This is a genomic window from Legionella longbeachae, from assembly GCF_004283175.1.
In the GTDB taxonomy this organism is placed as follows: Bacteria; Pseudomonadota; Gammaproteobacteria; order Legionellales; family Legionellaceae; genus Legionella; species Legionella longbeachae.
This window is the reverse complement of record NZ_RXNW01000015.1, coordinates 13,874-29,295: the sequence shown is the minus strand read 5'-3', so window position 1 is coordinate 29,295 and position 15,422 is coordinate 13,874. Positions and strand designations below refer to the sequence as shown.

Sequence of the window (15,422 nt, the reverse complement as noted above, 5' to 3'; positions counted from 1 at the left end):
ATGTGCCTCCATAAGCCCTTTATGGGAATCTAACTAATAAAAAAAAGAGGAGATTGAGGATGAAAGCCAGATCATTATGTAAATTAGGTCTGCTTGTAGCGAGCGTTATATTAGTGGCTGCTTGTTCTAAAGCGCCTGGTAGTGCTGACGGAGCCGCTTTGGCTGAAGGGGAGGCATCTGCTCAAGGTTTAGGGCAATTCACTCATTTTGCTGGCCAAGAACCAGGAGAGTCCTACACAACTCAGGCACCTCATAATCAATTATATTTATTCTCTTACGATGATAGTAATCTGGCTCCAAAATATTTGCCGTCTGTAAATGCTCAAGCTGAATATTTGAAAACACATCCTGGTGCTCGTGTATTATTAGCTGGACATACTGATGAGCGTGGAAGTCGTGAATATAACGTAGCTCTTGGAGAGCGTCGTGCAAATACAGTAGCTGATATTTTACGTATGGCAGGTGTTAACCGACAACAAATACGTGTTGTAAGTTATGGTAAAGAGCGTCCAATTAACCTAGGACACGATGACGCATCACATGCACAAAATCGACGCGTAGAATTTACTTATGAGGCAACAAGATGATTTATTGCAAAAGACACATTATCGCTGCAGGCTTTATGCTAATGCTCCCTTTGACTGGTTGGTCAGAGGCACCTGTAGTTGATGATAGTGAAAATTTTGCGATTATTGAGGGGCAGGCGCAAGAAGCGCCTGTCGTTGGTTCTAAATATGATGATCCCCAAATTGAAAGCGGACAATTTGATTTAGCGCAGAATGACAATTACACTATCGATAATTCTCAAGATGAGGATGGTCCTGCACTTGCTAAAGATGATCATCCAAGTGATTCAGAGAATAATCTCACTGACAATGCGAAATTGATTGATAAAATTCAAAGTTTGCAACAAGAAATTCAAGAATTGAGGGGGCAATTAGAAGTACAGGCCCATGATTTAAAGTTGTTACAGCAGCAACAAGTGGCTTTTTATAAAGATTTAGATGCGCGTTTAAGTGGAAATTCCTCCTCTAAGTTAGCATCGAGTAAACCACCAATAGATCTTGATGTTGGTTCCAAGGACAAGATCAGTACACCCGCAAAAAAAAATGATGCGAATGCAATGGTGACGACTCCAGTTTCTGCTCCTGTTTCTCGTGCAAATCCAGCTGATGAACAAATTAGTTATTTAGCTGCTTATGAATTAATAAAAAATAAACGTTACGATGATGCTATCACTGCAATGAATGTTTTTGTACAAAAGTATCCCAAAGGTGGTTACACCGCTAATGCTCAGTATTGGTTAGGGGAACTTTATTTGGTTAAAAAGGATTATTCAAAATCCATTGAGCATTTTAATACAGTCTTACAACAATTTCCTACCTCAAGTAAGTCTGCCGCAAGTATGCTAAAGGTTGGCTATGCCTATGCAGAACAGGGCAACAAGCAAGAAGCAAAGAAATTCCTGCAACAGGTAGTTAGGGCCTATCCAAATACACCTACGGCCCAACTGGCGAGCTCAAAATTACGTACAATATGAATATAAGAATTTAGTTTTTAGTTTGAATTCAGCCTGGATTATGTGAAAAGGAACTCAGGTTATCCAGCTGAATCTAATTTTTTTGCATAAACAGACGATTATATATTTGCACAAGACACTCATGTTTGTTGAAAGGCTGTATGTGTGTAAGTGGGTGAGAAAGATAAAGAACCGGTAGCGTAACACCCCGGTAGTGGAAAGCAATTGTCTACAGACCCTAATACCCAAGGAGAAATATTATGTATTGGCTTGCTCATGCTCCAGCTAATATTGCTTTAATCAAATACATGGGAAAAAAAGATGAGAGTTCAAATGCTCCAGATAACTCTTCGTTATCTTATACTTTAGATAATCTTATCAGTACTGTAAGGCTTGAAAAATTAAGTTCGAAAAAAGACATTTGGGAGCCATTGATTGTGCCTGGAGGCATTGATGAATTGGTCATATCTCCAGAGGGGCAAAAAAGGTTCCTTGATCATTTAGCACGCATAAAAAGTCATTTTGATTATGAAGCTGGATTTTTAGTTCAGTCATGTAATAATTTTCCACATAGCAGTGGTATGGCAAGTTCAGCTTCAAGTTTTGCAGCATTGACGCGTTGTGCATCAATCGCTTTAAGTGAACTCACTCAAAAGCCTATGCCGTCTATAGATGAGCAAGCCCAATTAAGCCGGTTAGGCTCAGGATCGTCGTGTAGATCTTTTTATTCTCCCTGGGCTTTATGGCAAGACGACAAAGTAAAAGCTGTAGAATTACCTTATCAGCAGTTGATTTATCAAGGTATTATAGTAAGTAATAAAAAGAAAGAAGTGCCCTCTAGTGAGGCACATAAGCGAGTAAAGACAAGCTCATTCTATGCAACTCGTGCACAAGAAGCTGAAGATAATTTAAAGCTTTTACTAAATGCACTGATTTCCAAAGATTGGGCTTCGGCTTATCAAATTTGCTGGTATGAATTTCAAAGTATGCATCGTCTATTTCATACTTGTGAGCAGCCTTTTTCTTATATGACGGAAAATAGCACCGATTTATTGCATCATTTAGAAGACTTTTGGGATAAAAAAGGTGATGGTCCTATAGTTACAATGGATGCGGGACCCAATATTCACCTATTGTATCGGTCAGATCAACAAGATTTAGCACGTGAATTCAAACGAGATTATCTAGTGGGTAATTATGATGTTCTTTGATTTTGAGACTACAACATATGGTAAATGGATTTTGGCGGGCGAACATGCAGTGGTAAGAGGCCATCCTGCACTGGTATTTCCAATTAAGGAGAAAAAATTAACTTTAAGATATTCTGCTTCAGCCTTATCTCTAGGTGCCGATTATGAGGGGAGTAGTGGTGCAGATATGCATCTTTTATTTTGGAGTGTTTTGGAACATGGATTGCAAATATTGGGTCGCTCCATAAATCAACTAGGTGGATATTTTCATTTAGGGAGCAATATACCTGTTGGTGCAGGAATGGGGGCCTCTGCTGCTCTTTGTGTGGCGATGAGTCGCTGGTTTTGTGCCCAAAACATGATAGATTTAAGCCAATGCAATGTTTTTGCCAAAGAATTAGAACATTTATTTCATGGAAAAAGTAGTGGATTAGATATTGCAGGAGTTGCTGCGGAAGGGGGGATCTATTTTAAATCAGGTAATACAGTACCTGTTCAACAAAAAATTTATCCAAAGTTTTTTTTATCTTCATGTAAGCAAATTGGAATTACTTCTCATTGCATTAATCAGGTACAAAGTTTATGGGATAAAAATGCTAAATTAGCTGAACAAATTGATCATCAAATGGTTGAAGCTGTAGAGGAAGCTAGAAATGCTTTAGAAGATAGTAATGTAGAGGCAATAGTTTCATTAGCTAAAGCGATTAAAAAAGCAGGAGATTGTTTTTTTCAATGGGGGCTGGTAAGTGAGAGCCTTCAGCAACATATGAACCGACTAATGGCCGAGGGTGCATTAGCTGTCAAACCCACGGGTTCAGGAGGAGGGGGGTATGTATTGAGTCTTTGGGATCAACAACCACCTGATTTTCTGGAATTGCTCAGCGCTTAATATACACCAGTACTTCTTATTTAAAATCAAAAAAAGAGATACATTTTCCTTTTTTTCTTGTTAGTAAGAGAGGCTGCCCTTAATCAATAAAATGATAATATACCTCATTTTCTTTGATCATTCCTAGTTCATATCGTGCTTGCTCTTCCAGGGCTTGATCTCCATTTTTAAGTTCTTTTATATCTGCTTCAAGTGAACGATTACGTGTTGCTAACTTATTGTTTTCTTGTTCATGAGCAGCAAGCTTTTTTTGAAGTTCACGCCATTGAATCAAATTACCATCGCCCAGCCATAATTTATGCTGTAAAATAACCAACGAAACAATCAAAATAATAAACAATGGGCGCATAAGTTTCGATTAATTAATAGTATCCTTTACGCATTGTATTACTATATGGCAATGTGGAGCAATATCTGCTTGAAAGAATTTATTAAGTTCCTTTTGATAAAGTTAATCTTTTGTTAATTCAATACATATCTGTTTAGCAAGGAATAGGAATTTATAAGATGATGGACTTACTTAAATAAACTAAGGCGAGTTGACCATTCATCCCCACTACCCACGTGCTGCGACTTAAAACTGTCGCGAGAGCGATTTCTTATGATACGTGGCATGAATGGTCAACACGCCTTAATCATCCATTGATATTTATCTTTGGGATTTGTAAGAATTGAGGCTTGCTTTGATTGAAAAAAATCAAATGTGTTTGCGTAAAACACTGAGTTCATCAGTTAATTGATCTATTTTTTCTAATAACTCCAATACAAGAGCTACTCCGGGAAGATTAACCCCTAAATCATTATGGAGACGAAATGCAGATTCAATTTTTCGTAAATCTTTTTGATTTAATTGGGGTTGCTCTGATGCGCAGGTTTGGCTCGAAAATATACCATATTCAACCATTTCAAGTAATAGTTCTTTAGGGATTTGGTACTTTAGACAGACTTCGTTAAATGAAATAGTAGTTGTTTCTTCAATAAGTACACCTACTATAGTATTATTTTGCTTCATGCTTATACTCCCATCTTAGTTCGTGGATTAAAAGGCATCACCTCGGCCATTTTTTTGTAAAATTCAGTTGCAGCTTCGGTGATTGCTGGCGGAGTAATGATTTTTAAAAGTACGTATTGATGCCCTGGTGTTGGGCCAGGCAAACCACGATTTTTGAGTCTTAGCTTTTGTCCTCCTTGCGAACCTGGTGGAATTTTTAAGTCAATTTTTCCTCCTAGAGTTGGAACGACAATAGTTGTTCCTAAAGCGGCTTCCCAAGGGGTAATTGGAAGTGTGAGGTAGATGTCACTATCTATCACATCAAAAAAAGAGTGCTTTTCAACGTACACAGTGAGGTATATGTCGCCGCGAGATCCTCCATGTGCCCCTGGCGCTCCTTGTCCTGCTAATCGGATTTGTTGGCCTGATTTTACCCCAGCAGGAATTTTTACTTTTAAAGAGTGCATATTAGTTTGTGAATCGTGTAGCACAGGAATCTGTATGCTTTTTACTGTACCTGTAAATGCCTCTTCCAGGGTAAGGTTAATTTTTCCGTGGTAGTCTTGTCCTGTCATAGGTTGTTGGCGATAGCGAGAATGGCCAAATAATGTTTCGAATAAATCTTCGTTTATATGACTAGTGTAATACTGCTCCGTTTCTTCGGGGCGCCAATAAGTATATTGTGCTTGCTGATTAAAGTCTTTATTTTTTCGGAATTTATCGTATTGTGCTCTTTTTGCAGGATCTTTTAGTACTTCGTACGCTTCCCCCATTTCTTTAAAACGCTCTTCAGCATCGGGCTCTTTACTTATATCTGGATGGTATTTACGGGCAAGTTTCCTATAAGCCATTTTGATGTCCTTTTCTGAGGCATCTTCGTTAACACCCATTATTTTATAATAATCCTTGTCCATGTTTTATCTTCTCATATGGGCATTGTTGGGGAACTCAACATGCCGAAATTGTGAAACTTACCAATGTTCATTCTAGCAGATAGAGCATTAAATCGTCATGCAAGAATCTTACTTTTGTAATACATACGTTCCTGGAGCATCTGGTAGTTTTTTATCAAGTTTAGGGGGCTTAACTTGAGCTAAGTGGGATTGGTTTATCAACCAATCGTGCCATGCTAACCACCATGAGCCTGTTTTGTTTTCTGCTGCGTGCAGCCAATTTTTAGAAGACATATAGGGTTCTTCCTTTTTCTGTTCCCGAATAAAATAGCTGCGTCCTTTATGACCAGGTTCACTAATAATCCCCGCATTGTGCCCTCCATTAGTGAGCACAAATGTGATGTCTCCTTTGATCATTAAATGGATTTTGTAGACGGACTCCCAAGGACTCACATGATCCTTTTCGGTGCTGACTGCAAAAGTCGGGAGTTTAATATTTTCTGCAGCTATATTTTTTCCTTCAACAGTAAATCGTCCTTCGGCAAAGTCATTATTAAGGAATAGTTTTTCCAGATATTCGCTATGCATCTTATAGGGCATACGTGTTGCGTCAGCATTCCAGGCGAGTAATGGAATCATCCCTCTTTGTGTACCATGCATATAATCTTGTACCATCTTAGACCAAATAAGATCGTAAGAGCGAAGCATTTGAAAGCTACCAGCCATTTGTTTTGTATCTAAGTATCCTTTTTCCCACATTACATTTTCCAGAAATGACACTTGACTATTGTTAATGAAAAGTAATAGCTCACCTGCATCAACGAAATCTCCTTGTGCTGCAAGGAGGGAAAGACTTTTAAGGCGATCATCATGATCTCTTGCCATCGCAGCCGCGGTGATCATCGCTAAAGTACCACCTAGGCAATACCCCATTAAATGGATTTTTGTTTTAGGAAATAGGGTAGATATTTTATTGATTGCAGCCATAGCTCCAAGTCGGTAGTACTCATCAATTCCAAGCTCCCTATCTTCCGATTTTGGATTTAACCAGGAAATGATAAACACAGTATGTCCTTGTTGCGTTAACCAATTCACTAATGAATTTTCTGGAAGAAGGTCAAGAATGTAATATTTCATGATCCATGCTGGCAGTATCAGCAGAGGTTCTTTATACACTTTTTTTGTTTGTGGTTCGTATTGAATCAGCTCGATTAAATGATTTTTATAGATTACTTTACCTTTGGTGATGGCAACTTGTTTTCCTGGGGTAAAGTTTTCAATTCCATCCGGAGCAGTTCCCGTTAATTTTTCCAGGATGTCTTGAACTGCTAACTGTGTTCCGCGGATTAAGTTTTTTCCATTTGAATTCAGTGTTTCCTGGAACAGGTCAGGATTAGTCAAAATGAAATTTGAGGGTGATAATGCATCGAGGAACTGTTTGGTTCTAAATGAAACAATCCGTCTATTAGGATCATTTAATCCAGGAATTTCACTGGATGCTTTTAAACTCCAATCTTCAAGTTGCAGGAAAAGCTCAGCCCATAACCGCCAAGGATAGATACTCCAATTCTCTGTATGAAATCGAACATCTGTACTATTTCCAGGAGTATCATAATTACAAAGATTATGGATTAAATCAGAAAAATGTAATAAAGGATAGAGACTATGTTTTAAAAATGTACCTGGAGCTTGTGCCAATTGTGCTCCCCATGAAAAATATGAAGTTGCTGTAGAAGCAGGGCTAATACTTGCAGTAAACTTTCCTAAATTCGCCTGATAATATTTGTTGATGAAATCAAAAATATCATTCCTTTGAGGCTCTTCATCATACAGATGTATCGGTATGTTTTTTTGATGATTGTTTATTTTGGGTTTTGATTTATTTTTTGAGGAAATTGGCTTATCTGTTTTTTTCATGGCTTTTCGACTTACCATATTATTTTTAAAAATAGTATAGCAGTGATATGGTTTTTATTTGTATATTAATCAGTTAAAGTACATACTATTCGTTTAGAATACTTGGTTAGAGATAAGTAGTTCCTTTACTGCTTGAATTCATAAAGAGAGTTGGAGAGATAATGCATAAACATTTACTAAATGTACTCGTAGTTTTTTTTCTATTTTCATTAGCTGGTTGTCAGTCAAATCGGACTACTGATACCTTCTTTAGTCCCTTGGCACCATTAGTCACCCCAAGCGCTAATCTGGATCAAACAGTACAAGAGGCTTTAATGCGAAGTGATGATCCGACAATTGCTCGCGTACATGTTCAAACACGACAGGATGTGGTTGTTTTATCCGGTTATGTTAAAAAAATTCGCCAAAGTGATGTAGCAGAGCAAATTGCTCGTCAGGTTCCTGGTGTCCGTGCTGTAGAAAATAATATTATTATTCGCCCATAAGGTTTCATCTTCTCCATTTGTACTATATTTAAAAAAGGTTAAGTATGTTCAAATGGAGAATAAAATGGCTGACCTAATTCATAATGCCTTACCTGTGCCAAGACGCAAGATCATTTATATTCATCCCGAAGACTCAGTAATAAAATGTATTAATCTAATGTCAGAAATGGATATAGGGGCTTTGGTTGTGGTAGATAATGATAATCAACTCATTGGCATCGTGAGTGAGAGAGATATAGTCCGATCTTGCTTGCATAAATGTGTTAATTTGGAAACAGCAAAAGTTTCAGACGTAGTATATAAAGAAGTAATGATTCTAAGTCCTAATGATCATATAGAAAAAGCGATGCAAGTTATAACTGCAACAAAAAGAAGGCATGTGTTAATTCGCGATGAAAATAATGAATTTATTGCAATTTTGTCAATTGGAGATTTGCTTTATCATTTGCTGGAAGACAAGGCTAGGGTTATAGAGCAACTCGAAAATTATATTCATACCTATTAACAGAGCTTATTTAATAGTGTTATAGTAATTTCATTTTAGTGCATGCAACCTTTATGAAAACATTATTCAGATTGTTGTTCGCTTTCTTTATAATTTGTGCTCATGCTTCGGCAGCTGATTTATCATCTTCATGGTATTCTAAAGGCGCTGATAACAAGGTTGTCATAAATGTAGAAATGTTTCTTTCATCTACTTGCCCCCATTGTCAAAAAGCAGATGAATTTTTCCGTGAATTAGAAAAAAACTCTCCCGATCTTCATATTCAGCATAACTTTATTGATAAGGATAAAAATGCACTAATTCGCTTTAGTCAATTATTAAATTCGCAACAAATAGATAATTTTGCAGTTCCGGCAATCTTTTTTTGCGATTCGCGTTGGGTAGGGTTTGACTCCGCAACTACTACCGGAAAAGATTTGCTTAAGGCGATTGAATATTGCAAACACCAAATTGAAAATAAAGGAAATTTAACAAAAACAACAGTGAATACTTTGAGACATTGGTCTAATGCCAACCAGTTTAATAGTGGAATGATAGAAAAGCCATCAGCATTACGTTATACGCTCACAATAGCTTTTATGGATTCTTTTAATCCGTGCGCCTATTTTTGTTTTTCGGGATTTCTCGCTTTTCTTTTAATCGCTGAACAGCGAAAGAAAAAAATTATTGCCAGTTTGTTATTTATCACTTCAGTAGCTCTTGTTCATTATTTTCAACAAGTATACACCAGTGAGTATTTTGCGTTACTTCCCTGGCTACGTATTCCTGCCGCATTATTAGGGTTATTGGGGATTTATTTAGTGATACAACATTATAAAAAACAATCAAATGATCCCTTATATTTTTTACTGGCGTTTTTTTTAGGGTTAATAATTACGATTTATCAACAAACTTGTATCATGAATTGGGCTACAATTTTTGAGCAATGGTTAAACAATCAACATTTTTCTAATTGGCAAATTAATTTATATCAGTTGCTTTATCAAGGCACATATATATTTCCTTTAATATTAATTTTATTTATTTATTTAGCTTTATTAAAGTTAAAACGTTTTGCTGTATTAAAGACTAAATTTGCAAACATGGGTTTATTCTTTCTGATTATTATCGCCATGTGTTTGATTATATATCCTTTCATATTATCTGATTTTATCATCTCTTTATTGACCTTGTTTATCTTGGTAGTTTGTGGTTTCTTTATAAATTTGACTTGATCTTGTTTTGATGATTTGGGATTATCAACATTCTTGGTTTTGTACGTATTTGCCACAATTTAAAATTTTATGAAAGTTATATTCGCATGCAGGAGTAATGCATCCGATATAGCTTGGTTAAATTGTGTTAAATTGCACTCTTATCTTTAGGTGGAAACATGAGTAAGCCCATTAATATTCCCGTTGTTGTTGAAAGTGGACAAAAATATAAAACATCTCATGGAGTAACAGCAATTAAAGATGGTGTTAAATCAACCGGGCAATCTTATGAGCGTCTCCCTAAGCCCAAATGGTTACGGGTAGTTAATCAAATTACTCCTGCTTATAACCAAGTAAAAGAACAGGTTCAAAAACACCGTTTGGCTACTGTTTGTGAGGAAGCCAAGTGCCCCAATATAGCTGAGTGTTGGTCGCATGGAACTGCAACAATTATGTTAATGGGGGCAATATGTACTCGTGCATGTCGTTTTTGCTCTGTAGACACCGGAAATCCGCATGGCTGGCTAGATCCACATGAGCCTGAAAATACGGCAAATACCGTTGCTTTAATGAATCTTGACTATGTAGTTTTAACCTCAGTAAACCGAGATGACTTACCTGATGGTGGTGCTAATCATTACGCGCAAACGATACGCGCTATAAAAAAACGTTCCCCAAAAACCAAGGTAGAGGCCTTGACTCCGGATTTTCAAGGAGTAGAGCAAGATATTGCTTTATTATTGGATAGTGGTGTCGATGTATTTGCACAAAATGTAGAAACAGTAGAACGATTAACTCACCCTGTGCGTGATAATAGAGCGGGTTATATGCAAACATTAAATGTACTTGCATTTGCTAAACGGTATCGACCTGATGTATTAACTAAAACAAGTTTAATGTTAGGTCTGGGGGAAAGTGATGAGGAAATAGTACAAACGATGGATGATTTACGTGCGCATCATGTAGATATTCTTACACTTGGACAATATTTACAACCTACAAAAAATCATTTACCAATCGCTCGTTATGTTACACCTGAAACTTTTGCAGAATTAAGAAAAATTGGCTTAAAAAAAGGCTTTTTTGAAGTAGCTTCTGGCCCTCTGGTTCGTTCAAGTTATCGTGCTGATAGAATATTTAAACAAGATAATTTAGGTTTGGATAATTAGGGTTTATTGATTCCCTTGTATGTCTTCATAATATGTTTGAAAATTTCTTTCAAACTCTTCTGAGAATGCTCGTGCTGATGAAGTTCTAGATACTTTCAAGAAACCTGGCAAGGGTTTGAGTGGTACGGCCAGTTCCAGTTGCCGTCATCCATCTCTTTTTTTCTTAATTGGATGATTATGTAATGCTATTTATGATCAACTTAAAATAATTCCTTTGTTTCTCATTTTCTTTTGTAAGAAATAGGCGCAAAAATACATTATTAGTCCTAATCCCATTGCGCTGAGGCCTAAAACCAGATAATAGCTTTTATAATAGGATAAGCTTTGTACAGCAGAATGTACGGTATCGGGTATCGCAACCCAGGCAGCAATTCTACCTGATATGGCATGAGCCAAAGAGCTTGCAAGATACCAAACTCCCATGGCAAAAGCGATGGAGTTTTGATCACAATATAATCCTACCATGCTTAATCCAATAGCGCTGACCCAAAGCTCTGCGATGGAGATAAGGATATAAGTGAGTGCAATATAATTACCATTGATGATCCCGGTAGGTGATCCATAGGCAGCAAAAGCCATTACCAAAAGAGCAATACCTGCAAGCAATGTCCCTGAGGCAAATTGGTAAGAAATCGTGAACCGAGGAAATAATTTATAAAAGCGAGGAAGCTGGCTACCAATTACCAAAATAAGTAAAGGGTTAAGTATTTGATAATGAGCAGGGGAAACAGTTAAACCAAACATATTATGATCGGAATTATTTTTAGCAAATAAAATTAGAGTACTATTCATTTGGTTATAAATGACAAAAAATACTACTGCTTCAACAATTAGTAGAATGGCAATTAATTGCTTATGGCGTACAAGTCCTTTAAGCGATAATGTTTTTGTTATAAACCATGTAATTCCGATAATGCAACCAAATCCAATAATGGTACTTGCTATATAAACATGAGAGTAGGCATACAAAGTCAGCAAATAGATAGTGATTATATAAGCTGTTAAATGCAATATACCCTTTCTAGTGAATTTAGATTGATCTTTACCCCAAATGACATTTTCATAAATGGAGTAACGTTTGGCAAAGTTTAGGGCTGCAATTGATTTACCTATAAAAGCAATAGTAAGGATTGAGAGGGGGCCATAACGACTTTCAAGAAGTAGTGGGGCAATTAAAGTGGCCAATAATGCCCCCACATTAATCGCAATGTAATAATAAGTCATCGCTGATTTTGCTTTAATCGCATCATCTGAATAAATATGAGAAACCATACTGGAAGATGTTCCCATCAAAAGTGAATTGGTAGCAGGCACAAAGGCATATGCGGCAATAAACAAGGTATCACCAAGAGAACTCACAGTATAACCACTGAGCATAACAAGTAGATAGGCGGTAGCTAACATGATGCTACCAAGTAGAATGGAGCGTCTAATTCCTACTACAGTATCTGCCATATATCCACCCAGCATGGGCATCAAATATCCCATTGCATGAGCTACACCAATGAAAGCATAAGCTTTGGCTTGACTGTAACCTAAACCCTGGGACCATACAGGCCGTGTTAAAAATAAGACTAATATGGTATTAAGCGCATATACAGAAAATTGGCTCCAAAAGGTAATAAATATGATGTTATTGGCTTGTTTTTGGCGCAAGGCCAATTCAGGCAAGTAATTTTTCACTTCTTGAGAAATCATTGCTCGAACCTCATCTTATAAAAGATATTTATCAGATTATCATTTTCTGGCAAGAACAACATCAATAATGTGCGTATCATGATAGGGAAAAGTAAAAATTTTACTAAATAATCGTTTGAGCCGTTGAATTAAAAATGTTTTGGGCAGCATACGAATAGATAATGTATTGAGAAACCATGTTCCTTCGATACCAAAATGCGCTAATTCATCAATTGTATTTAGAGTTATAGGTATTTCCAGGCGCTGATGGGAAATCACTTCAAATTGATTCTGCTTGAATGCAAGCATTAATTCGTCATTATTGGCTGCAACTGTCGTATTTTTTACAATAGATTTGTAGTAGTGCCCAACAACACTGCTTAAAATGGAGCCTTTACTAATGAAATCCGCTAAACATTGTTGAGCGACGGGGAATGAATCATAAGTTGTTGTGATCATTGAAAAATGCCCGTTAGCTCGAGTTAATAACCTGGCTTCGTTAAATAATACTTTAATTGGAATATAGGCATTAATAAAGTGTGCTAAAATCAAGTCCTGGCTGTGGGGTGGTAAAAACTTATTTGCTTGTGCAGCGCTCCCTTCAATTGTGATCAAAGACAATGCCTCGCGAGCACGCTTTAACATTTCAGAAGAAACATCAATTCCTGTAAATTCTGCTTGCGGCATAATTAGCTGAAGTTTTTTAAGAAATGTACCATCTCCAACACCTAAATCAAGGACTTTATAATGAGGTTTTATCCCCAAACAAAAGTGCTTCATTTGCTCTATTGCTGTTTGATGGCTCTGGCTAATCGCTCCAAAGCGATTGGCTATTAAATAATTTTCAGCGATGTCGTTATACATGGCCTTTAAGGACATGCAAAATTCCAATTTAAAAAAGGGTTTGGTTAGTATATCTCTAAATTAGGGAAATTGGCGACACATGATTTAGGAAATTTATCTTAATTTGTTGTAAATCTTTGTTATCATAACGATAAATTGGTTTTCAGGATGGGTTATGTCAAAAATATTAATTACTGGGGCTACTGGATTTGTAGGAAAAAAATTAGTTCCTGCACTTATTCAATTAGGCCATGAAGTGCGTTGTGCCTTATCTAAAAAAGTAGATTGGCTTGAGGCAGAGCAAGTCATCATGCAGCGATTAGAATTCGAAACTGACTGGAGTGAGGCTCTTGCAGGAATTGACGTCGTCATCCATTTGGCAGCAAGAGTACACATCATGAAAGAAAAGACAAAATCAGCACTTGATGAGTATTACAAAATCAATACTATTGCTACAAAAACTCTTGCTGAGCAAGCAGCTAAACATCGGGTGAAACGTTTCATATTCTTAAGTTCTATTAAAGTCAATGGAGAGCTAACAGTGGACGGAGAATCTTTTTCCGAAGAAACTAAGGCTGCTCCTGAGGATCCTTATGGACAAAGTAAGTTATATGCCGAACAATATTTAAACGAAATTAGTCAAAATACACCCATGCAAGTAGTTATAGTTAGGCCACCTTTAATTTATGGTCCAGGGGTTAAAGCTAATTTTTTGAAAATGTTGCAGCTTGTCAAAAAAAGAATACCCTTACCTTTTGCGAGTATCCAAAATAAGCGTCACTTTATCTATATAGAGAACTTGGTTTCTGCTTTGTGTGTTGTAGTAACTCATCCAGCAGCTGTTAATCAAACCTATTTAGTAGCAGATGAGGATTCCTTTTCTGTACCAAATTTGATGCGCCTTATTGCGAAAGAGATGAACACTCGAGTTTGGTTAATCCCTTTTCCCGTTTCGCTTATGAGGTATATTTTTCAATTTCTTGGTATGGGAAATCTTAATACACGCTTATTTTCATCTTTAGAAATTAACAGTAATAAGATAAAATCACAATTGGGTTGGACCCCTCCTGTGAATTCTGTAGAAGGATTAAAAAAAACTGTTGCATGGTATCAAAGTGAATTTAACTCTTAGTTTCTTTTTTTTAGTATTTTCAATAGCTCTAACTAAGTTATATTGTATTGTTGCACAAGATACACTTCTTATGGACAAACCCAATCACCGTTCCATGCATTCAGTGCCAACAGTTAGAGGAGGAGGGCTCATTTTTATTGGCCTGGCATTAATTTCGTTGCCTATTCTCAATAACCTAACTGAGAGCTCTTTTGAAGAGCAATACATTTTTCTGCCTTGCACCTTTTTTCTTGCTGCAGTAAGCTTTTTGGATGATCTCTATCATTTATCAGTAAAAATTAGATTCTTTACTCAAAGTGGCATTGCTTTATTAATTGCTATTTTTATGAGGCCAGCACAATTAGATTTGGGGATTATGATTCAATCCTCTTTTTTGATTATTCCATTTATCTTTTTTGCAGTGATTTGGGCCATTAATCATTTTAATTTTATGGATGGAATTGATGGTTTTTGCGCAGCTCAAGCCATTTTTTTATTAAGTGCCTATGCTGTTTTTTTTGGCATCAATGATGCTTCATTTTACCAGGATTTCTGTTTTATTCTTATCTTTAGCCTTATAGGCTTTTTATTTTTCAATTTTCCACCAGCACGTTTGTTTATGGGGGACGTTGGAAGTGCTACGCTGGGATTGATTACTTTTTGCATCGCATTAATTGCACAACAAAAGTTCAATGTACCCATCTTGTATTGGTTTATGCTAAATGGATTGTTTCTTTTTGATGCGAGTGTTACTTTGATACGAAGAGTACTTCATAAAGAAAATTGGTCTGTTCCTCATCGAAAGCATGCCTATCAAAGATTAAGACAATCAGGAGTCAAGGTTTCAACAATTTTATTAGGGCAATTGATACTGAATATTTCTTTTTTTATTATAGTTTTCTGCATACAAATGCACATTGCTCATTTTAGTTTAATAGTATTACAATTGGGTTTTATGCTGTTTATTTATTTTTTAATTGAAAAAAAATCACCTATGTATTCTTCTGCTTCTTCATGAATGTATTTGAATAAATTTCAAA

Annotated in this window: 16 protein-coding genes; 10 read left to right on the top strand and 6 right to left on the bottom strand. The window is 36.5% G+C overall.

The window, feature by feature from the left end; all coding sequences use genetic code 11:
* Window positions 1-59: 59 nt before the first annotated feature.
* From pal to EKG34_RS14555, 4 genes are all read left to right on the top strand, one after another.
* Entirely contained in the window at window positions 60-587 is a 528-nt protein-coding gene (pal, locus tag EKG34_RS14570; RefSeq protein WP_003636618.1) for a peptidoglycan-associated lipoprotein Pal, read from the top strand.
* On the top strand, window positions 584-1,540 hold the full coding sequence (gene ybgF, locus EKG34_RS14565; RefSeq protein ID WP_003636619.1) for a tol-pal system protein YbgF: 957 nt from the start codon (window positions 584-586) through the stop codon (window positions 1,538-1,540). The genes pal and ybgF overlap by 4 nt, the downstream gene beginning before the upstream one ends.
* Before the next feature lie 239 nt (window positions 1,541-1,779).
* Window positions 1,780-2,730: a diphosphomevalonate decarboxylase gene (locus EKG34_RS14560; RefSeq protein WP_003636621.1), complete on the top strand. Its 951-nt coding sequence runs from the start codon at window positions 1,780-1,782 to the stop codon at window positions 2,728-2,730.
* On the top strand, window positions 2,720-3,598 hold the full coding sequence (locus EKG34_RS14555; RefSeq protein ID WP_003636623.1) for a mevalonate kinase family protein: 879 nt from the start codon (window positions 2,720-2,722) through the stop codon (window positions 3,596-3,598). The genes EKG34_RS14560 and EKG34_RS14555 overlap by 11 nt, the downstream gene beginning before the upstream one ends.
* 79 nt (window positions 3,599-3,677) lie before the next feature.
* Here EKG34_RS14555 and ftsB read toward each other — a convergent pair whose 3' ends face one another.
* The 4 genes from ftsB to EKG34_RS14535 form a co-directional block, all read right to left on the bottom strand.
* Window positions 3,678-3,947, bottom strand: coding sequence for a cell division protein FtsB (gene ftsB, locus EKG34_RS14550; RefSeq protein WP_003636624.1), 270 nt, complete (start codon window positions 3,945-3,947; stop codon window positions 3,678-3,680).
* Between the two features lie 348 nt (window positions 3,948-4,295).
* Window positions 4,296-4,610, bottom strand: coding sequence for a chaperone modulator CbpM (locus EKG34_RS14545; RefSeq protein WP_003636627.1), 315 nt, complete (start codon window positions 4,608-4,610; stop codon window positions 4,296-4,298).
* 2 nt (window positions 4,611-4,612) lie between these two features.
* Entirely contained in the window at window positions 4,613-5,503 is an 891-nt protein-coding gene (locus tag EKG34_RS14540; protein WP_003636629.1) for a DnaJ C-terminal domain-containing protein, read from the bottom strand.
* Between the two features lie 108 nt (window positions 5,504-5,611).
* A complete protein-coding gene (locus EKG34_RS14535) occupies window positions 5,612-7,399 on the bottom strand; it encodes a PHA/PHB synthase family protein (protein ID WP_003636631.1) in 1,788 nt (595 codons plus the stop codon).
* Between the two features lie 161 nt (window positions 7,400-7,560).
* Between EKG34_RS14535 and EKG34_RS14530 the strand changes: the two genes are divergently transcribed.
* The 4 genes from EKG34_RS14530 (at window position 7,561) to lipA (ending at window position 10,751) form a co-directional block, all read left to right on the top strand.
* A complete protein-coding gene (locus EKG34_RS14530; RefSeq protein ID WP_003636633.1) occupies window positions 7,561-7,884 on the top strand; it encodes a BON domain-containing protein in 324 nt (107 codons plus the stop codon).
* A 64-nt stretch (window positions 7,885-7,948) separates the two neighbouring features.
* A complete protein-coding gene (locus EKG34_RS14525; protein ID WP_003636635.1) occupies window positions 7,949-8,389 on the top strand; it encodes a CBS domain-containing protein in 441 nt (146 codons plus the stop codon).
* Between the two features lie 53 nt (window positions 8,390-8,442).
* Window positions 8,443-9,603: a glutaredoxin family protein gene (locus EKG34_RS14520; RefSeq protein ID WP_003636636.1), complete on the top strand. Its 1,161-nt coding sequence runs from the start codon at window positions 8,443-8,445 to the stop codon at window positions 9,601-9,603.
* Between the two features lie 158 nt (window positions 9,604-9,761).
* Complete coding sequence (lipA, locus tag EKG34_RS14515; protein ID WP_003636638.1) at window positions 9,762-10,751, top strand: lipoyl synthase; 990 nt, start codon at window positions 9,762-9,764, stop codon at window positions 10,749-10,751.
* A 195-nt stretch (window positions 10,752-10,946) separates the two neighbouring features.
* Here lipA and EKG34_RS14510 read toward each other — a convergent pair whose 3' ends face one another.
* A complete protein-coding gene (locus EKG34_RS14510) occupies window positions 10,947-12,449 on the bottom strand; it encodes a peptide MFS transporter (RefSeq protein ID WP_003636639.1) in 1,503 nt (500 codons plus the stop codon).
* 39 nt (window positions 12,450-12,488) lie between these two features.
* Window positions 12,489-13,307: a class I SAM-dependent methyltransferase gene (locus EKG34_RS14505; RefSeq protein WP_003636642.1), complete on the bottom strand. Its 819-nt coding sequence runs from the start codon at window positions 13,305-13,307 to the stop codon at window positions 12,489-12,491.
* Window positions 13,308-13,446: 139 nt separating this feature from the next.
* Between EKG34_RS14505 and EKG34_RS14500 the strand changes: the two genes are divergently transcribed.
* Window positions 13,447-14,403, top strand: a complete 957-nt coding sequence (locus EKG34_RS14500) for an NAD-dependent epimerase/dehydratase family protein (RefSeq protein ID WP_003636643.1) — start codon at window positions 13,447-13,449, stop codon at window positions 14,401-14,403.
* Window positions 14,387-15,400 (top strand): MraY family glycosyltransferase, encoded by a 1,014-nt coding sequence (locus EKG34_RS14495; protein ID WP_012979239.1) that lies wholly within the window; start codon window positions 14,387-14,389, stop codon window positions 15,398-15,400. Before EKG34_RS14500 ends, EKG34_RS14495 begins: the two co-directional genes overlap by 17 nt.
* Window positions 15,401-15,422: the final 22 nt, after the last annotated feature.